Origin of the sequence: Mucilaginibacter sp. (assembly GCF_025362475.1) — a bacterium.
GTDB lineage: Bacteria > Bacteroidota > Bacteroidia > Sphingobacteriales > Sphingobacteriaceae > Mucilaginibacter.
Genome location: NZ_JANYGH010000079.1, coordinates 14,160 through 34,448, shown reverse-complemented (window position 1 = coordinate 34,448; position 20,289 = coordinate 14,160). Strand labels below are relative to the sequence as shown.

Genomic DNA, 20,289 nt, shown 5'->3' with positions numbered 1-20,289 from the left:
TTTTATGATAAGTCGTTTTTTCTTATCTTCATCAGCCAGAAAAATAACACACACAAATGAGTTCAGGGATATACAGCGGGTTTTCGGATGTTGCCAAACAGGCAATGATGCAACCGCAGGAGTCGATGCTGGAGGTTAAAAGCAAAAAAAACAAACTATTTATCGGCATTCCCAAGGAGATTTCCTTCCAGGAAAACAGGATTCCGCTTACGCCACTTTCGGTAGCGTTATTGGTAAATAACGGACATCATGTAATGCTGGAAAGTAATGCCGGGCAGGCCGCCAATTTTAGCGACAAAGATTACAGCGAGCAGGGAGCTCATATTGTATATGATACCAAAGCTGTTTATGAGGCGGATATCATCATAAAAATCGCTCCTCCTATGAAGCAGGAGATTGAAATGATGAAGCCCGGACAGATACTGATTTCGGCCCTGCAAATGGCAACACTTAAAGCAGATTGCCTGCATGCCCTCATCAATAAAAAAATAACCGCGCTATGCTTTGAGCATTTGCGCGATGAAGGAGGCTCTCTTAGCGTGGTAAGGGCCATGAGCGAGATTGTGGGCGCTACATCCATATTAATTGCCGCCGAATATTTAAGTAACGTTTTTGAAGGTAAAGGCCTGATGCTGGGAGGCATTACCGGCGTTCCGCCAACAGAGATCGTGATACTGGGTGCCGGTACTGTGGGTGAATATGCCGCGCGCACCGCTATATCGTTAGGCGCCGAGGTAAAGGTTTTTGACCCATCAATATACAAACTGCGACGTTTGCAAAACAATATTGGCAGCCGGGTTTTTACCTCTGTAGTACAACCAATAGTATTGGAAAAGGCGATTACTACATGCGATGTGGCTATTGGGGCCATGCGCGCGGAGGATGGACGCAGTCCCTGCATTATATCAGAAACAACCGTTAGCCGCATGAAGCGCGATTCGGTAATTATTGATGTAAGTATTGACCAGGGCGGCTGCTTTGAAACATCCGAAGTTACCAATCATACTCACCCGGTGTTTCGCAAATATGATGTGATCCATTATTGCGTGCCCAATATAGCTTCAAGAGTTGCCCGTACGGCCACCTATGCGCTTACCAATATTTTTGCTCCTATCCTGCTGGATATTGGCGAACATGGAGGTATCAAGAATGTGATATGGCAAAAATCGGGTGTGCGTAATGCTGTTTATATTTACCAGGGCCATCTTACAAACAAACACATCGGCGAGCGTTTCGGCATCCCATGTAAAGATCTTGATTTGCTTATTGTATCAAACCGGTAAACTTTGTCGGCTTGCTGCCTTGTTGCTTTTAATTGTAAACAACAACGCCCAGCACAACACTACAAGTATATTGACAGCCCCCGGATATGCAAACGCATGGTTTCACCGTACTAAAAAGTGAATGGTGGAATGATGATTTTGGCGAATGGCCTGATTGCCAGCCGCCCGATTCCCCTTTTACAGCTTTGTAATTGGAATTTTAATCACCATTTGCTTAAAGGCATTAAAATTGCTTTGCAATATGGGTTTAAGCAGTATAATTAAAAAAATAAGGAATGAGTTTTTTAAGCAAGGAATATTTAACACAGCTTTGGAAGGTTTTAGTGGCAACCTTTTCAGGCTTTAGTAGTGATAATGGTTTAAAATTGAGTGCGTCTTTGGCTTACTATACCGTGTTTTCCATAGCCCCCTTGCTTATCATCATTATATCGGTAGCGGGTTTGGTTTTTGGGCAGGATGCAGCTACCGACAGATTGTATCCACAAATTGCCCATTATGTGGGCTCAGGGGCAGCTTTACAAATCCAAGATATATTAAAGCACCTGGCGCTTTCGGGCAAATCGGGATTGGCGGTAATAATTGGTGTAATTACCCTGTTATTAGGCGCAAGCAGCATTTTTGTTGAGATACAGGATTCATTGAACACCATTTGGCGGGTAAAAGCCAAGCCAAAACGCGGCTGGGTTCAACTGCTCAAAAATCGATTTGTATCTTTTTCACTAATTATAAGCCTTGGTTTTTTGCTTTTAGCTACACTTGCAGTAAATATTATACTTGATGCCTTGAAGGATAAAATACAACATTTTATCCCCGTTGTAACAGGATTACTGTTAAAAGGAATTAACCTGGCTATCACTGTCATCGTAATTACTACTTTGTTTGGCATCATCTTTAAGTTTTTGCCCGATGTAAAAATCAAGTGGAAAGATGTACGGTCTGGCGCTTTTTTTACGTCGTTGCTTTTTATGCTTGGTCAGTATATGATTAGTCTGTATATTCAATATACGGCTCAGGGTTCTGCTTACGGAGCTGCAGGCTCCATCATTGTTATTTTGGTTTGGATCTATTATACATCAGCTATATTATACATTGGCGCCGAGTTTACCCAGGTATACGCCGAGGCCATTGGCAGCCGTATTGAACCGGCAGATTACGCGGTTTCTGTTCAACAAACCGAGGTTGAAAGAGAAGTGAAAAATCTTCCCCCACAAAATCCGCAATTACAGGGGCATTTGAAAAAGGATGTGCTGAAGAAATAATCGGCCGTGTGGAGTTAACCGGTTTAGGTCCTGATCTCTTGACTCTCCACAAACAATCTTCACATGATATTCACTTATTATTCGTAAATTCGTATAAGAATTATTTATAAAAAAATGGAAACTAAAGATCCTGAATACGTTTACAAAAACGTAATACAATTAACAGAACAAGATGCATCCCGTAAATTTATAGCTAATGTATTTTTATGGATGTTTGTTGCCTTAGGCCTTTCTGCCTTTTGCGCTTTTGTTTTTTCAAATAACCAGGCATTGTATGAAATGCTCAGAAACCCGGAAACAGGTGGTAACACAGGTTTAGGTACTATTGTAATGTTTGCTCCGCTTGCTTTTGTGTTAATTATCTCGTTTGGTTTTAACCGCTTGTCTTACGGGGTTTTAGCATTGCTTTTTGTTGCATTTTCGGCAATAATGGGAGTAAGTTTAAGCTACATTCTTTTAGTATATGCGACAAGCTCTGTAGTGGGTGTATTTGTTACAACCTCGGTAGTGTTTGGCGTTATGGCAGTTGCCGGATATACCACGAAAACCGATCTTACAAACTTTGGGTCGATAATGATAATGGGCCTGATTGGTATAATTGTAGCATCAATATTTAACATGTTTATGCACAGTACCCAATTAGAATATATTATTAGCTACGTTGGTATAGCTGTTTTTGTTGGCTTAACGGCATATGATGTTCAAAAACTTAAGCGTATTGGCGCCGGCCTTGAATATGGCGATGCTTCGGCAAAAAAAATGGCCCTTATGGGTGGCTTAACATTATACCTTGATTTCATCAACCTTTTCCTGATGATCCTGCGTTTATTCGGCAGAAGAAAATAATATTAGCAAAACATTTATTATTAAAAGCTGCCTGAAAAGGCGGCTTTTTTTGTATGCGTAAATTTACTTAGCGTACAGATACGTGAAGATATACACTATTGCATTTTACCGCATTATTATGCACCTTTGCAATGCTTATGGAGAAAGACGGAGGGATTAGACCCTGCGATGTCTTAGCAACCTGTGCTTCACAAGGTGCTACATTCTACTCAGCCAGCCGCACGGCCCTGGGAAAGATAAGCGAAAGTCAAAATAACACCCGACTTTTCGAAATAAGTTTTTTAAGTATCAAGTAGTTAGTATCAGGTATCAAGACATTTTTTTGCTTGTATCATGACCTAATTAAAATCAAGCACCGGAATTTGCCGTACTTGATACTTGATACTAATTACTTGATACTATCAATGGATATTAGAAAAGAATTAGAAAAACGCATCCTTGTGATCGACGGCGCCATGGGCACCATGATACAGCGGTACCAGCTTACCGAGAAGGATTTTCGTGGGGAAAGATTTAAAGATCACAATAGCGATCTGCAGGGGAATAATGACCTTTTGAATATCACACGCCCGGATATCATTAAGGCCATACATGCCGAATATTTGGATGCCGGCGCGGATATCATCGAGACAAATACTTTTAGCACACAAATAATTTCCCTTGCCGATTATAAGCTGGAAGAACTGGCCTATGAGCTTAGCTATGAAGGTGCACACCTTGCCCGCGAAGTTGCTGATGAGTACAATATAAAAACACCGGATAAACCACGTTTTGTGGCCGGGGCTGTTGGGCCAACCAACCGTACTGCTTCCCTTTCGCCTGATGTTAATGATCCGGGTTACCGGGCGGTTACTTTTGATGATCTGGCCGATGCTTATTACGACCAGGTTCGCGGTCTGGTTGATGGCGGATCGGATTTGTTACTGGTTGAAACCATATTTGATACCCTGAATGCCAAGGCTGCTTTGTTTGCCATCAACCGTTATGCAAATGAATCTGGCAAGCATCTGCCGGTGATGATCTCGGGTACTATTACCGACGCTTCCGGGCGTACATTATCGGGGCAAACTGTTGAGGCTTTCTGGAATTCTATCCGCCATGCCAACCTGCTTTCGGTAGGTTTAAACTGCGCTTTAGGTGCAAGGGAAATGCGCCCGCACCTTGCAGAACTTTCTGAAAAAGCCGATGTATATATATCAGCTTATCCAAACGCCGGCTTGCCGAATGAGTTTGGTCAGTATGACGAAACTGCTCATGAAACTGCTCACCAGGTTGATGATTTTATCAAAGCCGGGCTGGTTAATATAGTGGGTGGTTGTTGTGGTACTACACCGGAACACATCAAATGTATTGCCGAGCGGGCATCTAAGTATCCACCCCGGAGAATCCCGGAAGTGGAGCCTGATCTTCGCCTGAGTGGTTTAGAGGCCGTTACCATAAAGCCCGAAAGTATTTTTGTGAACGTAGGTGAGCGTACCAATATCACCGGATCGCCAAAATTCTCAAAACTGATATTAGCCGAGGATTATGAAGCCGCTTTGGCTGTGGCCCTGCAACAGGTTGAGGGCGGTGCCCAGGTGATTGATATCAACATGGATGAGGGGATGATTGATTCGGAAGCGGTGATGGTTAAATTCCTGAACCTGGTAGCCTCCGAACCCGATATTGCCAAATTGCCCATCATGATTGATTCATCTAAATGGACGGTTATTGAGGCTGGCTTAAAATGTATCCAGGGTAAGGGCATCGTAAACTCTATCTCCCTTAAAGAGGGCGAAGAAAAGTTTATTGAGTATGCCCGCAAAATATTAAGCTACGGCGCCGCTGCCGTGGTGATGGCTTTTGACGAAACCGGACAGGCCGATTCATTACAGCGCCGGATTGAGATTTGTAAACGCTCATACGATATATTGGTTGATGTGGTTGGTTTCCCTCCGCAGGATATTATTTTCGACCCGAATATATTAACTGTTGCCACCGGCCTGGAAGAGCACAACAACTACGCGGTTGATTTTATTGAAGCTACCCGCTGGATAAAGCAAAACCTGCCTCACGCCAAAGTAAGCGGCGGGGTGAGTAATATTTCATTCTCTTTTAGGGGAAACAATGTTGTGCGCGAGGCTATGCACTCGGCATTCCTGTATCATGCTATTAAAGCGGGTATGGATATGGGTATTGTAAACGCCGGGATGCTGGAAGTTTATGAAGAGATTGATAAAACCCTGCTGGAGCTGGTGGAGGATGTATTGCTTAACCGCCGTGATGATTCGACCGAGCGACTTGTAGAGTATGCCGATACCATTAAAAGTAAAGGTAGAGAGATTGTACGCGATGAAGAATGGCGTAAACAACCAGTAGCCAAACGTTTATCACACGCGTTAGTTAAAGGTATTATTGAATACCTGGATGATGATGTGGAAGAGGCGCGCCAGGCTTATGATAAACCACTGGAGGTGATTGAGGGTCCGCTAATGGACGGCATGAACATCGTTGGTGATCTGTTTGGTGCCGGTAAAATGTTTTTGCCACAGGTGGTAAAATCGGCCCGTGTAATGAAAAAGGCGGTGGCTTACCTGTTGCCCTTCATTGAAGAGGAAAAGAAAAACAATGCCAATGCAGATCAGCGTGCCAATGCCGGTAAGGTACTCATGGCTACCGTAAAGGGCGATGTGCACGATATTGGTAAAAATATAGTGGGCGTAGTTTTGGCCTGTAATAACTTCGAGGTAATTGACCTTGGCGTAATGGTGCCCGCACAAAGAATCATCGAGGAAGCCAAAAAACAAAACGTAGATATTATCGGCCTAAGCGGATTGATCACCCCATCACTTGATGAGATGGTGCATTTTGCCAAAGAGATGGAACGGGAGGGCTTTACTATTCCGTTGATTATTGGCGGGGCTACCACATCACGTATTCACGCTGCAGTAAAGGTTGATCCTCATTACTCGGGTGCTGCTATTCATGTATTGGATGCATCGCGTAGTGTTACTGTTTGCAGCAGTTTGATGAACCGCGAAAACCGTGATGCTTACATTAAAAATATTAAAGACGAGTACGCCAAATCGCGCGAAGCGCATTTGAATAAAAAATCCGACAAGCGCTTTGTCACCATTGATCAGGCCAGGCAGTCAAAATTTCAGATCAGTCTGGATGGTGATATTGCGCCTAAGCCAACGTTTACCGGTACCAAAGTATTGGAGTCGTACCCGCTGGAAGAGCTTGTTCCCTATATCGACTGGACACCGTTTTTCCATACCTGGGAATTGCGCGGCAGCTACCCTAAAATATTTGCGGATAAATTTGTGGGCGACGAAGCCAAAAAACTTTTTGATGATGCACAGGAGCTGTTGAAGAAAATTGTAGATCAAAAACTATTGCAGGCTAATGGCGTAATAGGTTTTTGGCCTGCTAACAGTGTTGGTGATGATATTGAATTGTATACAGATGAAAGCAGAACGCAGTTGCTCACCCGCATTCATACGCTTCGCCAGCAGGCCGAAAAGGTAAAGGGCGATCCTTATTATGCGTTATCAGATTTTATCGCGCCAAAAGAAAGTGGAGTTCCTGATTATTTTGGCGGCTTTGCGGTAACTACAGGTATTGGCTGCGACGAGATGGTAGCGGAATTTGAGGCCGACCATGACGACTATAACAGTATTATGGCCAAAGCCCTTGCCGACCGCCTTGCCGAAGCCTTTGCTGAGAAAATGCATGAACTGGTACGTAAGGAATACTGGGGCTACTCTAAAGGAGAAAAGTTAAGCACTGAAGACCTGATTAAAGAAGACTACCAGGGTATCCGCCCGGCACCGGGTTATCCCGCCTGTCCGGATCATACGGAAAAAACAACCTTGTTTGAATTGTTAAAAGCAGAAGATACCGCCAAAATGCACCTGACTGAAAGCCTGGCGATGACCCCGGCTGCATCGGTAAGCGGTTTCTATTTCGCGCATCCGCAGGCAAGGTATTTTGGGCTTGGCAAGATTAGCAAGGACCAGATTGAGGATTACGCGGTTAGGAAAAACATGGATCTCGAAACGGTTGAACGCTGGTTAGGTCCGAATATTAATTATTGAGTTGTTGCGAGGCTCGGGTTGCGAGTTTCGGGAAAAAATAAAAATGGTATATACTGATTTAGATGTATGGAAAGAGGCAAGGATATTAGTTAAGCTTGTTTACACAAGCATGATTGATTTCCCCAAGGAAGAAATCTTTGCCTTGCAGTCGCAAATCAAACGTGCGGCTATATCTATCCCATCTAACATAGCTGAAGGATCGGGAAGGAATCACGGGAAAGACTCCCTGCAATTTTTTTTCATAGCACGAGGCTCGGCATACGAATTAGAAACCCAGTTTTATCTATCTTTCGACCTTAATTTTATAAACAAAGAAGTATTAGATAACTTACTAAACCAGCTTGAAAAAGTAAGAAGATTATTAGCTGGGCTCATTAATTATTATAAGTCAAACTTAGCGAAATAGGGCAGCTTCACGCAACCCGCAACTCGTAACCCGAACCATATAATGAAGATAACGGAACACATAAAAAATGCAAACGGCAAAACACTATTCTCTTTCGAGCTAATTCCACCGTTAAAGGGTCAGAGCATCGAGGGCATCTACAATGCTATTGATCCGTTGATGGAATTTAAACCGCCGTTTATTGATGTTACTTCGCTGCGCGAGGATTTTATTTATAAGGAGCACGATAATGGTTTGCTGGAGAAACTGAGCTATCGCAAACGCCCCGGCACTATTGCTATCTGTGCGGCCATTATGAATAAGTATAAGGTTGATACCGTTCCGCATTTGTTGTGTGGTGGTTTTACCAAGGATGAAACCGAGAATGGTTTGGTTGATCTGCAATTTTTGGGTATCGAAAATGTACTCGTACTTCGCGGAGATGCAAGACGTGGAGACGCTTCTTTTGTACCTACCCCAAACGGGCATAATTACGCTACCGACCTGCTGCAACAGGTAGTGAACATGAACAATGGCGTTTACCTGCATGAGCATAATAATGACAGTCTTAAAACCGATTTCTGTATCGGGATTGCAGGCTACCCAGAAAAACATTTTGAAGCTCCAAACCTCAAAACCGATTTTAAATACCTGAAACAAAAGGTAGATATGGGCGCAAACTTCATTGTAACCCAGATGTTCTTTGATAACCAAAAGTATTTCGATTTTGTGAACAACTGCCGCGCCAATGGTATTACAGTACCTATTATACCGGGCTTAAAACCGGTTACCACATCAAAGCAATTGATCAACCTGGCTAAAACATTCCATATTGATATGCCGGAAGATCTGTGCGATGCAGTAAACGGATGCAAAAGTGAAAAAGATGTGAAGGATATTGGTGTAGAGTGGATGATAAACCAATGCCGCGAGCTGATGGCTTTTGGTGTGCCTGTACTGCACTTTTATACCATGAGCAACGCCGGGCCAACTAAGAGGATTGCTGAGGCGATATTTTAGTAGATAGGTTAAAATATGATTCCTTTAGCGAGGATCTCCTATAATATAGGGCAAATAATACTATCGAATTTTTAATCCAGAAAGTGAAAAGTCTGTCGTGTCACCGACTTTTACCTCTTTTAAAAAGATTTTGGTGTCTTTACGATTCATGTTCGTTATCTGGACTTTAAAGAAGACATTTGACTTATTATTTATGAAATACTTTTCTACTATTATCGCTTTTATCAGTAGGTCATTTTTTGGATTAAATGTCCATTCGCTAGTTGGACATCCATACTGAACCGCGTTTTTACTGTTGTCGCTATTATCAACAGGCATATAAATGGTAACAATTCTTCCGGTTTTATACTTGTTGTAAATCAAAACTGCATTTTTTGTTGCTTTGTCTTCACAGTCCATTATTGTATTCCAGTAAGCCTTGCAATTTTCAACTTGTGTGTGGAGATTGATTTTCTTATTATTCAAACTTCTATGTAAAGAAGTTAAAATTATTGAAGACATATCATCTGCGCTGTGAACTCCTAATGCGGAAAAAAAATTTGTCAAAACCGTATCGCGGTTTCCTCTAATCCAGGTGTTTCTAATCCATAATCCCGTTCCAAAAGAATGCAACTCTACAACTGCCTTGTTTTCGGGTTTTGCTCTGAAATCTTCTAGCTTTTTCTTCGACCAATGTTGCTTAAAATAGGAAATAGCATCATCTAAATTACGAGGTAATCTGTCCTGGGCATAGGTGCTTGTAAAATTGATTATGCACACAAAAATTAATAATGTCGTGATTATTAGTTTCATTGGCACGAGACGTATTGTTCTATCTGAATTAAAACTCATAGATTATTTTTCGAAGTAGGTCACCATAATTTTCAATAGGCTTCCACTCACTTTAGGCTTTACTAATTTCTGTATAACCCGCTCTTCTTCGTTGTAAAACATATCTTCTAAACTATTAAAAAAATAGTGTTCATTTTCAAACTCGTGTTTTTGATCCTGTGTTGTAAGATGTGGTACTATTAATTTAATTGTTATGGATGAAGGGGGCACCGATATATTTAATTTTTGTTTAAAACCCACCTATCAAATATCTACATTTAGTTATTAGCATCTGCACTAATACTTATGGATTTTTTCAGTCATATGCTGTTCCTATTGTATGAGTGCTCGTATATATTAAGATTGTTTTAATAAAAAAGGTACCACTAAATTAAAGTGATACCTTTTTGAGCAATTTACTTACAGAAGATAACCTGGTTGGTTTTACCCTGGTCGTTATATTCACCGGTAGTTAAATTACGTACAGTGTTTAATGTTAAGCTATACGCACATGATGGCCAGGTATTAAATGCAGGCACTAATACATAAGGTATCGGTGGCGATGCCAGGTTAAACTTAGCGGCTCCGCCTCTTGGGAAAGTCCCCGATGGTAAGCCCGCTACACTGCCTATAGCGTTTGACCATACACCCATGCTCCAACTGGCTATCAGTTCATGATCAACTGTATAATCGGCATGGGCCTGCGATTGCACCGGTGTACAACCGCTGCCGCCTCCTGCAAACAGTTCTTCCAGTTTAAGCAGGTTTACCTCGTTCCAGTTGTTTACATATATTTTACCGATGAGCGCCTGGGTATTTAAATTGGTAGATGCAGGGTTGGTTGGGTCATCTGTGGTTTGAAATTGGATATATAACATTTTACCATTTTTTTGATCTGCGACGCTTACGGCATCTCCCGCTGTTAAACCGGTGCTTGCATCGCCGCCGCCAATAATGGTGTTGGTATTTAAATAAAGAAGCGCCCCGTAAAATCCATTATCTAACGCGGGCTGGTCAACCCTTATCCAGCCATTAACATCCGGATTAAGAACATGATCCGGGATTGGGTTTGGAAAGTTATCGGCCGGGATACTATCAGGTACAGATGCCGGCTGATTAATATCGATAACTACATCCTGAAAACCCGTTGTGCCGTTCCAGGTAATTTGGCGTGTGGCCACTTTAAGCGGGGTGCTTTCCATTTGTGCACTGGTTACCGGGCTAAAATTTATATTATCCAATGAGTATAAAAAGCGATAATGAAGTGCACTTGCTGGTGCAGTAGGAACTTTTTTTGTTGCATAACCCTCCAGTTTAACCGAACTGAAAAAGCCATACCCGGTGCCACCGGCGCCAAATTTAGTAATCAACGTTTTGCCGGATGCATCAATATCTGATGTAATACTGAAGTTGCCTACTGCGGTAAACCAGGGAACCTGAATATCGCCTCCTTTAACACATAGCTTCACGCAAAAGCAATTATGAGCGTTGTGTCTGTCCGTTTGGCGGCCGCGGGTCCTATCTTCCTGCAACAAAACAGCGCCGGATGATGATTCAATTCTGAAATAATAATCAGGACCGGCAGGCCATTCTACATTTAAAAATGGCGAAAGCAGTGTTTGCCTGAAATTGGCGCCGGGGTACACAATAACAAACTTGCCATTAAAATCGGTATAAGCATTGCCCAATGTATCATCCTGAAACAAATCAACATCGTAGGCAAATACTTTTACACCCGCTATTGGTTTTTTGGTTTCGCAGTCAACTACGATGCCACAAACCGCCCAGATATCAAGCAGGGTAAGGATTCGGCAAAACCATTTAGAATCTATTTTATATTCAAAGTATGCTAACTGCTCGCCCCTTTCACTTTGCTTATACATTGGCTGTAACGTGGTGATATGAAATTGCAGGGAAAGGTCTTTTTTTGGTCCGGGACCGATTTTTATAGGGGTGTTGCCGCAATACCAGTCAACATCCAAAGCTCCGCCCTCATAGCCCGATTTATCGCCAATCTGAATAACAAAATCACCATTATCCTGTAAACTGCCTTCGGCAACAAATAGCTTTTCTTTTTCTTTCAGTTCTTCATCGCTTACCTGGTGAAATGTTTGTTTGGCATCAGCTACTGCCAGGCGGGTTTCGTTGCCCCTGTCCAAAGGTTTGTAAACTTTTACAGATGTACCAGATATGGGGATCTCACAATCAGAACACAGCAAACCACGTAGGTTTCCTTTAATAATAAAGCTCATAGGTTTTTAATTTAGATTTTTTTCGGCTTACTCTTTAATTGGATTTTCGGCATACTCCATAACATCTAACCATGCAGGCACTTCATGCCGCTGATTTGATATATCAAAGGTTTAGCTAAAAATGATCCTAATCAATGTTGCTACTACTGTTTTATAGCTTGGGGTTGTACGCTATCTGTTAGCGTACTAATACAGTTTTGTAGCGTAGAAATACGCGTGCGGTTATGCAAACTGGTGAGATATAAACCAAAAAAGCGCCATCTCAGTTAAGAAAAGACGCTTTTTTTTGTTCTTGGGAATTATTGATATAAATAAGTATCTGTAAGGTGCTGCATAGCTTCCTGGAACAGGGCGTAGGCGGTTGCCTCATCATTATGTTTTATCGAATCGATGGATGTTTTTATATATTTATCATATATGCCTTTAAATATAATTTCTTGGTTTTGCCGCTTATTAATAGCCTCCAGTAATGATGCTGAAATGGTATAATATTTTTCTATTTCGGTGCCATTAAATTTATCCTGCAAAATCTTATCTCTGAAAGCCCTAAGTACATTTAATTGTCCTTCGGCGTTGTTACCGGCAAAATTGGTTGCAATATGGGTAAGTGCGCACATATCACTATCTGTTTTAGGGCAACCGGATGAACCCGGGCAAGGAAATGATTGGTCTACTATTAAAGACAAATTGTTTTCGGGGTGTATGAGTGCCTTGTACGGGTAATTCATCTCCATATTATAACCAAAATTATAAATAAGGTTATCACCATCAGTTTTATTTACAAGTTCGATTAGCACGTTACGTCCAAGAAATGATCCCCGGTTAATTTTTGTGTAATGAACGCTTAAATCAAGTTTTTTAAAATTAAGTACATGATTAAATAATACCTGCCATGTTTTTTCTAAAGAGATTATAGCACCGGTATTTGTCATAAAGCCACTCTTATTGATCAAGGCATTTGGAAGGCTGCTATTCATAGTATAATTGACAGGCATAAGCACAAGAAGCCTTGACGAGGGAACGTTTGCATCTTCAAGGCCGTTCATGAATTTAATGCCTGAGACATTTTTGTCGCCTAAGGCTGTTTCAAGTGTTGATTTTGAGAGTGTTACAGAACGGGCTTCTGATGGGAATTTATCTTCGAAATTTTGAGCGAGTTCCTGATAATAGCTTTTGGTAATAAATTTGCCTACTTGCTCCGGGTTAATTTTGCTGATCGGTATTTCAGATTGCATGATGTTTAGACTTAGGTTTTTGATGTGATGAATTACTTATTAAAGGTATTAATAATATTTAGCCAAATTAATAATAAAACCAATATCGTATTATATCGAATCGCTGCCAAAGGCGGCCAAGATTAAGTTTAAGAAGGGTCATTTAAAACACCATACAAAACAGTTCATTCTCAATGGGTTATGGAGCACGTATTAATACAGTTTTGAATGCGTAGAAATACGTAAAAATATAAATTTTAAGAGCATTAAAATTTATAAACTATTATAAATGAGTTAATTATGATATTGTCGTGTCGTTTAGTTTTACTCTCTACGTTTTTTGATCATTGAAATAATAACTAATTAATGTTAGTTTTAGCCAAACTTATCCCTAACCCTCTATTAAAATTACTTATGGAAACAAAACCAAGAGACCCTAATCCAATTACCGGTGATGAAGGTGCACCCATTGATCTTGAACTTGCCGCCAGCTGGACACGTAACCACAGACACAGACATCCTGATGGAGTTGTATCTCAATTTTTTGGACAAAAGATATTGAACACTATATTGCAACAAAATGGCTGTTTAGGCATTCGCATTTATTATGCTAATAAACAACAGCTTAGCGGCTGGCAAAAGTTTTTTGTAAGCGTAGGCAATTTCTTTATCAAAGTAGTTGCCAATGCCGAAGGTGAAAAACGCTTTGTAATAACCGGGGTACAGGCAGATGGCCAGGATCAATTACCCGGAGAAGTTAAAAAAGAAGTTGCTGCTGTATCTACAGAAATAAAAACATTTAAAGTATCTGCTCCAACTACTGATAATTTAGTAGGTAATCAATCGTATCCATGTCCAGGATCTACAGGCTGCCCCAAAAATGCACTTTCAGGAAGCTAATTAAAGCACCAATTTATTAATAGCCATGTCTATAGATAATATATTTGCTCTAATCTCAGGGATATCTGGCTTTTTTCCTGTATTGGCAACAGTATATAATTATAAGCACCTTGATAGGGTTTTGAAAATCGCAGCTCTTTATTTTCTTATATCCAGCACTTTTGATCCTGTCATGTGGCTAATGTCAGAAAGCGGAACAAAAAACAACATGCCGGTTATTCATTTAAATATTTTAGTGTCCCTGATCTTCTACACGTTAATTTATTACGTTCTGTTCAATAAACCTATTCTTAAAAAGATCACACTCGCACTTGCTTTCATCACATTTGTGCTTATGCTGTATTTTAATAGCAATATGAATGAATACCCCACAGTTTCAAATACATCATTGAGCGTATCTTTAATTATATTATCTTTAATATACTTTTACAAGTTGTTAAATCCCTTAAAATATATTGACATTGAAAAACAAGGGCTGTTCTGGATAAATGCGGGTGTTCTGTTTTATTCATCAGTTAATATTTTTCTGTTTATGCTATTAACACAAATACCCATAAGTGACCGGCACAATTACTATATAATTAACAGCATTACTAACATAATCGCTAATATTTTATTTTCAGTAGGATTACTTTGCAAACCCCACAAAACAACCTGATCCCGGTATTAATAATTGGTACACTGGTAGTAGTGGTACTGATCACCTGCTTGTTCTTTTTTGTGATCATTTACCAGCGTAAAATGATCAAAAATCAGGTTGAATTACGATCATTACATGACGCGCGCCAAAGCGATCTGCTGGCCGCTGTTTTTGAAACTCAGGAGAGTGAACGCAAGCGGCTGGCTGAGGATCTGCATGATAGTGTTGGGCAGGTGTTATCGGCCATAAAGCTTAATTTGCACCGGCTTGATAAAAATTGCATGAGCGAAGCAACGCAGCCGCTGCTTGCCGATACGCGAAAACTGACCGATGAATGCATCCAGGAGATTCGTAATATTATTCATAATGTGTTGCCTCCCGTACTTACCGATTATGGCCTGTTAGTTGCTGTTGAAGCTTTAAGTAATAAGGTTGAGCAAACCACCCATATTAAAGTAAAGTTTAGTAAAAATATGCCCGACCAGCGCTTTGCGCAAGAAATAGAACTTACCCTTTACCGTATAGCGCAGGAGCTTTTTGGCAACGCCATTAAACACTCCGATGCGACAGTTATTTACCTGTCTATTAACAAGGAGGGTAATTATATGGTGATGGAGTTTAAAGATAACGGCGTGGGCTTTAACCTGGGTGGAGTAAAGCAGGGGTTTGGAATTAAAAACCTGGAAAGCCGGGTGCAGTTGATTAACGGGGACATTAATATTTACAGCAAGCCATTAAATGGTACGCTCACTACTATTAAATTAAAAATAGCATAGTTTTGTTACATTAAAACTATCTTTATTCAACTATTTGTGAATCAATGGGTACAATTAAATTAGGTATTGTAGATGATCATAAAATTTTCAGAAATGGCTTAAAAGCTACGCTTGAAGATTTCAAAGATTTTGACCTGGTACTTGAGGCTTCAAACGGTAAAGAATTGATGGGGTTATTAACAACCCAAACCCCTGATGTGCTTTTGATGGATATAAAAATGCCGGAGATGGATGGTATTCAAACTACAGCTTTTGTTCATCAGAATTATAAAAATATTAAGATACTGGCACTATCCATGTTTAACGAGGATAAATATATTGTTGACATGATGAAAGCCGGGGCATCGGGCTACCTGCTTAAAAATGCCGAGCCGGAGGAGATCATCGAAGCTGTATCTACCGTTCATAGCAAGGGTTTTTATTTTAATGAACATTTATCCATTACGCTCATTAAACAACTGGTGGGCAATGATCACGCCGAAAATATTGCTCAAAATAAAGCCGACCTGAATGAACGTGAAGTAGAGGTTTTGAAACTTGTTTGCCAGGAATACTCAAACCAGGAAATAGCCGATAAAATTTTTCTGAGTGTACGTACCGTTGAGGGCTACCGGGCCCGGTTGTTTGAAAAAACCGGTTCAAAAAATTTAGTCGGCCTGGTTATATATGCCATTAAACGCGGTATCATCAACGTAGTATAATTTTTTTAGGCCGATAGTTTTTTGGCACTACTGGCTAAATTACGCATAAACCGTTTACGGTAATTAAGCGGGCTAAGGTGCATTTTGGCCTTAAACATTTTATAAAAATGCGATACATCGCCAAAGCCGCTTTCAAATGAAATTTCGGATATAGGTTTATCTGTTTGTACTAATTGCTGTATGGCATAATTAAGCCGGTATTCAATTATGGTTTCCATAAATGTTTTGCGGGTTACTTTCTTAAAGTATTTACAAAAAGCATTTGTGGTCATGTTAGCTATGCTGGCGGCTTTATCCAGTGATACCTGCTTTCTGAAATTTTCAACCAGGTAGGCAAATACCGGGTTAATGCGTTCCCGCTCTGCAGATGTACGCTCTGCCACAATGCGGTGCTGATCAAGCAGGATATATTCATCTGACGAGGCCAGGCACTGCAGTACCTCCAGTAAGCCTATCAATATCCTGAAATTGCTTTTTTCCTCAACTAGGTTCATCAAAAGTTGCTTAACCTCTGCCTGCGTATCTGAGTGGAACGAAATCCCACAGCCGCTTTTTTGAAAAAGCTTCTTAATATGCAGTAGCTCAAACTTGTTAAAAAACTCGTCGCCTAAAAAAGCATCGTTAAACTGTATCACAATAGCGCATGCTTCACTGGGCAAAATATCACCGCCCTCCAGTTTCCAACAATGAGGCAGGTTAGGGCCAAGTAACACAACATCGCCAGACACAAAGTCTTCCATGTGGCTGCCAACATATCGTTTGCCGGCGCCTTTTATGATGCATGTCAGCTCATATTCCTCATGAAAATGGTAAGGGGCATCAAATGCCAGTTTATCAAATTTCCTGACCAGGAATGACTGCGTGTTTGCGGGTTGAAGAACTTCGTACGAGGCCTTTATCATTGCATATTTTAGCGTAAATTTATTTTATTGTTAAGTTACGGATAAAATAATCCATAATAACACCATTTACATCATTTTTTATCAGCTAAAGTTAAACTTACTTTGGATATAAACTAAAAAAAATATGAATACAAAGATTTCTGATCTTTTGCTGTTGGATGATTTGATAGAATTGCCCGAAGAAAGCATTCATGAGTTCCGTGAAAAGGGACATACTTTGGTTCGAGGCGTACTTTCAAAGGATGAAATGGAGGTTTACAGGCCGATAATTGTAGGTGCTGCAGACCGGTATAACACCGAAAAAAGAAAGCTGGAAGACAGGGACACTTACGGCAAAGCATTTTTGCAGATCATGAACCTGTGGCAGCTTGATGCCGATGTAAAAAGATTTGTTTTTGCCAGGCGCATGGCAAAAATTGCCGCCGACCTTATGGGGGTTGAAAACGTGAGGCTGTACCATGACCAGGCCTTGTTTAAAGAAGCCGGCGGCGGCCCCACCCCCTGGCACCAGGATCAATATTACTGGCCTATTGATACCAATAATACAGTAACCATGTGGATGCCGCTGGTTGATATTGATGTTGATATGGGGATGCTCACCTTTGCATCAAACTCTTATACCAAGGGAGCTGTTTTTAACCACGAGATCTCAGACGAGTCGGAATCGGCATTTGATGATTATGTGAAAAACAATAACTTCCCTATAAGCCGCGCAAAAACGATGCAGGCTGGTGACGCTACATGGCACCGCGGGTTTACAATTCATAACGCGCCGGGCAACAACTCCGATAAAATGCGCGAGGTAATGACCGTTATTTATATTGCTGACGGCGCGCGCATCACCCCATATAAAAACGATTGGCAAAAAAATGATCACCATAAATGGTTGATGGGCAAGCCAATTGGCGGGCTTATAGACTCGGAATTGAATCCGAAATTACTTTAACATGATTTTGAGGATTTGAAAAGATTTACAGGTTTTTTGCCGGGTTTAATACTTAAACCGCAAATCAAAAAACCTGTAAATTCTGCCTCATCCTCTAAATCGTGTTTATATTGTACCTGCTATCCAAACAGCATCAACAAACCATTTTTTACCATCAAAGAACTGTGTTAGCGGAACAAAGCCTGTATTGATGGCTATCTGGTCGGTTTGCATAATGGTGAACTTCTGGGAGATCTCCATGTAGATGTATTCATCTTTCATAAACGTGATGGTTTCTTTCCCGCTGATATTCACCTTTTGATCTTCCAGGCTGATAAGGTAGCTTTTACATGCTCCGGTTTCGGGGTCATAGGTTGGGTAGTGATCAAATTTGGTCAAATCAAAATCAGCCTGCAGTTCGCGGTTGATCCGTTCCAGCAGGTTAAGATTGAATCTTTTGGTGATACCTCCCTTGTCGTTATAGGCCGCTAATACAACTTTAGGATCCTTTTTAAGGTCCATGCCGATAAGTACCATGTCGCCTTCGGATAAGTTATTCCTCAACTCCCTGCAAAACTCAATCGCTTCAGGAACGGCCATATTACCAATATTTGATCCTAAGAACAGTACCACTTTACGCCTGGAGGATATTGATGCCGCTTTCTGCAGCATATCAAAATACTCGCCGTTTAAGCCGGTGATCTTTAACCCAGGCAGGGTTACGGGGAGGGTAATATTGAGGTACGATATCACATTGTCAGAAATATCGATAGGTAAATACGTAAAATCTGCTTTTTTATCCAGCAAATCTTTCAACAGGTAGGTCGATTTCATAGCATCGCCTGCGCCAAGCTCTATCAGGTCAAAAGCATCACCAGAGGCAATTAGCGCATTGGTGATCTCATTGGTCCTTTCAGAAAATATTTCCAGTTCGCAGTTGGTTGGATAGTATTCTTCGCAGCCCATCAATTCCTGGAAAAGCTTATCGCCATTGGCATCGTAAAAGTATTTTGAATTTAAACGCTTTGGCGATGATTGCAAGCCCTTTATAACATCGTTATAAAACGAATCAGTTTTAATACCTGATTCGGGGTTCAATTGGGTATGAGTTAAGGTTGAGTCCATATCTTCCTGTTTTGTGCTTTTACTTCGCAAGTCTTATGCCAGTAAATTGCCAACGTAAATTTGTTTGAAAAAAATTGCGGTAAGTAATTCTGCTATGTCCGGGCGGGGTTGCTTCTGATGCTCCGCGCAATACTTTTTGGTTTACCATGAATTTGCCGTTGTATTCGCCAATTGCACCGGGAGCTTTTGCAAAACCAGGGTAAGGTAGGTAGGAGCTTTCTGTCCATTCCCAGCTTTTGCCCCAGCTAAACTGAGTTGCGGCGGCTTCCCATTCAAATTCTGTGGGTAAACGGAGGCCCTTCCAGGAGGCATAAGCATAAGCTTCAAAATAGCTGATATGGCAAACCGGATCTTTTAAATTAAGCGGCAGCAGGCCGTGGAAGGTATAGTTTTGCCATTCGCCATCAATTAAATGCCAGTACAGCGGGCACTCCACTTTATTGGTGTTTACCCGATCCCAGCCTTCGGCGTGCCAGTGTCTGAAATCATGATAGCCTCCACTATTAATGAACTCCAGGTATTCGGCATTAGTAACCTGGTTCGGGCTTATTTCATATTCGTTTAAATAAACTTTGTGCCGGTTTAGCTCATTGTCAAAACAAAAGCCATCGCCGGTAAAACCTATTTCATATACACCCTCGTTCATCTTAATAAAATCGGCACTGTCGGCCTTTTGGATCTTTGGCGATACATATTTATCAGAATAGGCCGGAAACAAGGGGTTGTGCCCTAAAATGTATTTAATATCGGTTAATAAAAGCTCTTGGTGTTGTTCTTCGTGATTAAAACCGAGTACCAGCAATTCTTTTATTTCTGCCGATGGCTCATCGCGTAAAAACCTGGTCATGGCCTCATCCACATAGGCCCGGTACTGATAAATATCGGCAACCGTTGGGCGACTTAAGTTGCCCCTATCAGTACGGATAACCCGGTTGCCTACGGTTTCGTAATAGCTGTTAAAAACGTAATTGTAATTGGCATTAAATTCCTGGTAACCCATAAAATAAGGTTTCAGAATAAAAGTTTCAAAAAACCAGGTAACATGCCCTATATGCCATTTAGGCGGACTAACATCAACTACAGGCTGCACCACGTAGTCTTCGGTTTGCAGGAAACTGCAAATTTGCTCCGTTCGCTGGCGCACTTTTGTATAATAATCGACTAAATTCATT

16 protein-coding genes and 1 riboswitch are annotated in these 20,289 nt (G+C 41.1%); of the genes, 10 read left to right on the top strand and 6 right to left on the bottom strand.

Going from position 1 to position 20,289, the window contains the following annotated elements; translation table 11 throughout:
• Nucleotides 1–56 precede the first annotated feature (56 nt).
• The 6 genes from Q0R88_RS26610 to metF all read left to right on the top strand — a co-directional run bounded on the left by Q0R88_RS26610 (nt 57) and on the right by metF (nt 8,872).
• A complete protein-coding gene (locus Q0R88_RS26610) occupies nt 57–1,283 on the top strand; it encodes an alanine dehydrogenase (protein WP_295721765.1) in 1,227 nt (408 codons plus the stop codon).
• 275 nt (nt 1,284–1,558) lie between these two features.
• A complete protein-coding gene (locus Q0R88_RS26605; RefSeq protein ID WP_295721762.1) occupies nt 1,559–2,542 on the top strand; it encodes a YihY/virulence factor BrkB family protein in 984 nt (327 codons plus the stop codon).
• Nucleotides 2,543–2,656: 114 nt separating this feature from the next.
• On the top strand, nt 2,657–3,388 hold the full coding sequence (locus Q0R88_RS26600) for a Bax inhibitor-1/YccA family protein (RefSeq protein ID WP_295721760.1): 732 nt from the start codon (nt 2,657–2,659) through the stop codon (nt 3,386–3,388).
• Nucleotides 3,389–3,520: 132 nt separating this feature from the next.
• Nucleotides 3,521–3,631: riboswitch (SAM riboswitch) on the top strand.
• 161 nt (nt 3,632–3,792) lie between these two features.
• Entirely contained in the window at nt 3,793–7,467 is a 3,675-nt protein-coding gene (gene metH / locus Q0R88_RS26595) for a methionine synthase (protein WP_295721758.1), read from the top strand.
• 43 nt (nt 7,468–7,510) lie between these two features.
• Complete coding sequence (locus tag Q0R88_RS26590) at nt 7,511–7,873, top strand: four helix bundle protein (protein ID WP_295721756.1); 363 nt, start codon at nt 7,511–7,513, stop codon at nt 7,871–7,873.
• A gap of 42 nt (nt 7,874–7,915) precedes the next feature.
• Nucleotides 7,916–8,872 carry a methylenetetrahydrofolate reductase [NAD(P)H] gene (gene metF, locus Q0R88_RS26585; protein ID WP_295721754.1) on the top strand — a complete coding sequence of 319 codons (957 nt, stop codon included), beginning with the start codon at nt 7,916–7,918 and terminating at the stop codon, nt 8,870–8,872.
• Nucleotides 8,873–8,932: 60 nt separating this feature from the next.
• Here metF and Q0R88_RS26580 read toward each other — a convergent pair whose 3' ends face one another.
• From Q0R88_RS26580 to Q0R88_RS26570, 3 genes are all read right to left on the bottom strand, one after another.
• Nucleotides 8,933–9,664 carry a DUF6794 domain-containing protein gene (locus tag Q0R88_RS26580; RefSeq protein ID WP_295721752.1) on the bottom strand — a complete coding sequence of 244 codons (732 nt, stop codon included), beginning with the start codon at nt 9,662–9,664 and terminating at the stop codon, nt 8,933–8,935.
• 434 nt (nt 9,665–10,098) lie between these two features.
• The gene (locus tag Q0R88_RS26575; protein ID WP_295721750.1) at nt 10,099–11,934 is read right to left on the bottom strand and encodes a hypothetical protein; all 1,836 of its coding nucleotides are present in this window, start codon (nt 11,932–11,934) and stop codon (nt 10,099–10,101) included.
• A 299-nt stretch (nt 11,935–12,233) separates the two neighbouring features.
• Nucleotides 12,234–13,169, bottom strand: a complete 936-nt coding sequence (locus Q0R88_RS26570) for a hypothetical protein (protein WP_295721748.1) — start codon at nt 13,167–13,169, stop codon at nt 12,234–12,236.
• Nucleotides 13,170–13,562: 393 nt separating this feature from the next.
• Here Q0R88_RS26570 and Q0R88_RS26565 point away from each other — a divergent pair, with 393 nt between their 5' ends.
• From Q0R88_RS26565 to Q0R88_RS26555, 3 genes are all read left to right on the top strand, one after another.
• The gene (locus Q0R88_RS26565; RefSeq protein ID WP_295721746.1) at nt 13,563–14,048 is read left to right on the top strand and encodes a hypothetical protein; all 486 of its coding nucleotides are present in this window, start codon (nt 13,563–13,565) and stop codon (nt 14,046–14,048) included.
• 633 nt (nt 14,049–14,681) lie between these two features.
• Nucleotides 14,682–15,464: a sensor histidine kinase gene (locus tag Q0R88_RS26560; protein WP_295721744.1), complete on the top strand. Its 783-nt coding sequence runs from the start codon at nt 14,682–14,684 to the stop codon at nt 15,462–15,464.
• Between the two features lie 44 nt (nt 15,465–15,508).
• Nucleotides 15,509–16,165: a response regulator transcription factor gene (locus tag Q0R88_RS26555; protein ID WP_295721742.1), complete on the top strand. Its 657-nt coding sequence runs from the start codon at nt 15,509–15,511 to the stop codon at nt 16,163–16,165.
• Nucleotides 16,166–16,170: 5 nt separating this feature from the next.
• Here the strand turns inward: Q0R88_RS26555 and Q0R88_RS26550 are convergent, their stop codons facing one another.
• The gene (locus Q0R88_RS26550) at nt 16,171–17,067 is read right to left on the bottom strand and encodes an AraC family transcriptional regulator (protein WP_295721740.1); all 897 of its coding nucleotides are present in this window, start codon (nt 17,065–17,067) and stop codon (nt 16,171–16,173) included.
• A 124-nt stretch (nt 17,068–17,191) separates the two neighbouring features.
• Between Q0R88_RS26550 and Q0R88_RS26545 the strand changes: the two genes are divergently transcribed.
• Nucleotides 17,192–18,013 (top strand): phytanoyl-CoA dioxygenase family protein, encoded by an 822-nt coding sequence (locus tag Q0R88_RS26545; protein WP_295721739.1) that lies wholly within the window; start codon nt 17,192–17,194, stop codon nt 18,011–18,013.
• 105 nt (nt 18,014–18,118) lie between these two features.
• Here Q0R88_RS26545 and Q0R88_RS26540 read toward each other — a convergent pair whose 3' ends face one another.
• Both Q0R88_RS26540 and egtB read right to left on the bottom strand, forming a co-directional pair.
• Nucleotides 18,119–19,117 (bottom strand): L-histidine N(alpha)-methyltransferase, encoded by a 999-nt coding sequence (locus Q0R88_RS26540; protein WP_295721737.1) that lies wholly within the window; start codon nt 19,115–19,117, stop codon nt 18,119–18,121.
• A 19-nt stretch (nt 19,118–19,136) separates the two neighbouring features.
• A complete protein-coding gene (gene egtB / locus Q0R88_RS26535) occupies nt 19,137–20,288 on the bottom strand; it encodes an ergothioneine biosynthesis protein EgtB (RefSeq protein WP_295721735.1) in 1,152 nt (383 codons plus the stop codon).
• Nucleotide 20,289 lies beyond the last annotated feature (1 nt).

What these genes read in the sequence shown, in the direction of transcription:
- egtB (WP_295721735.1), bottom strand. Translation starts at nt 20,288, where the DNA reads ATGAATTTAGTCGATTATTATACAAAAGTGCGCCAGCGAACGGAGCAA.
- Q0R88_RS26545 (WP_295721739.1), top strand. Translation starts at nt 17,192, where the DNA reads ATGAATACAAAGATTTCTGATCTTTTGCTGTTGGATGATTTGATAGAA.
- Q0R88_RS26600 (WP_295721760.1), top strand. Translation starts at nt 2,657, where the DNA reads ATGGAAACTAAAGATCCTGAATACGTTTACAAAAACGTAATACAATTA.
- Q0R88_RS26565 (WP_295721746.1), top strand. Translation starts at nt 13,563, where the DNA reads ATGGAAACAAAACCAAGAGACCCTAATCCAATTACCGGTGATGAAGGT.
- Q0R88_RS26540 (WP_295721737.1), bottom strand. Translation starts at nt 19,117, where the DNA reads ATGGACTCAACCTTAACTCATACCCAATTGAACCCCGAATCAGGTATT.
- Q0R88_RS26570 (WP_295721748.1), bottom strand. Translation starts at nt 13,169, where the DNA reads ATGCAATCTGAAATACCGATCAGCAAAATTAACCCGGAGCAAGTAGGC.
- Q0R88_RS26590 (WP_295721756.1), top strand. Translation starts at nt 7,511, where the DNA reads ATGGTATATACTGATTTAGATGTATGGAAAGAGGCAAGGATATTAGTT.
- Q0R88_RS26550 (WP_295721740.1), bottom strand. Translation starts at nt 17,067, where the DNA reads ATGATAAAGGCCTCGTACGAAGTTCTTCAACCCGCAAACACGCAGTCA.
- metH (WP_295721758.1), top strand. Translation starts at nt 3,793, where the DNA reads ATGGATATTAGAAAAGAATTAGAAAAACGCATCCTTGTGATCGACGGC.
- Q0R88_RS26610 (WP_295721765.1), top strand. Translation starts at nt 57, where the DNA reads ATGAGTTCAGGGATATACAGCGGGTTTTCGGATGTTGCCAAACAGGCA.
- Q0R88_RS26580 (WP_295721752.1), bottom strand. Translation starts at nt 9,664, where the DNA reads ATGAAACTAATAATCACGACATTATTAATTTTTGTGTGCATAATCAAT.
- metF (WP_295721754.1), top strand. Translation starts at nt 7,916, where the DNA reads ATGAAGATAACGGAACACATAAAAAATGCAAACGGCAAAACACTATTC.
- Q0R88_RS26575 (WP_295721750.1), bottom strand. Translation starts at nt 11,934, where the DNA reads ATGAGCTTTATTATTAAAGGAAACCTACGTGGTTTGCTGTGTTCTGAT.
- Q0R88_RS26605 (WP_295721762.1), top strand. Translation starts at nt 1,559, where the DNA reads ATGAGTTTTTTAAGCAAGGAATATTTAACACAGCTTTGGAAGGTTTTA.
- Q0R88_RS26555 (WP_295721742.1), top strand. Translation starts at nt 15,509, where the DNA reads ATGGGTACAATTAAATTAGGTATTGTAGATGATCATAAAATTTTCAGA.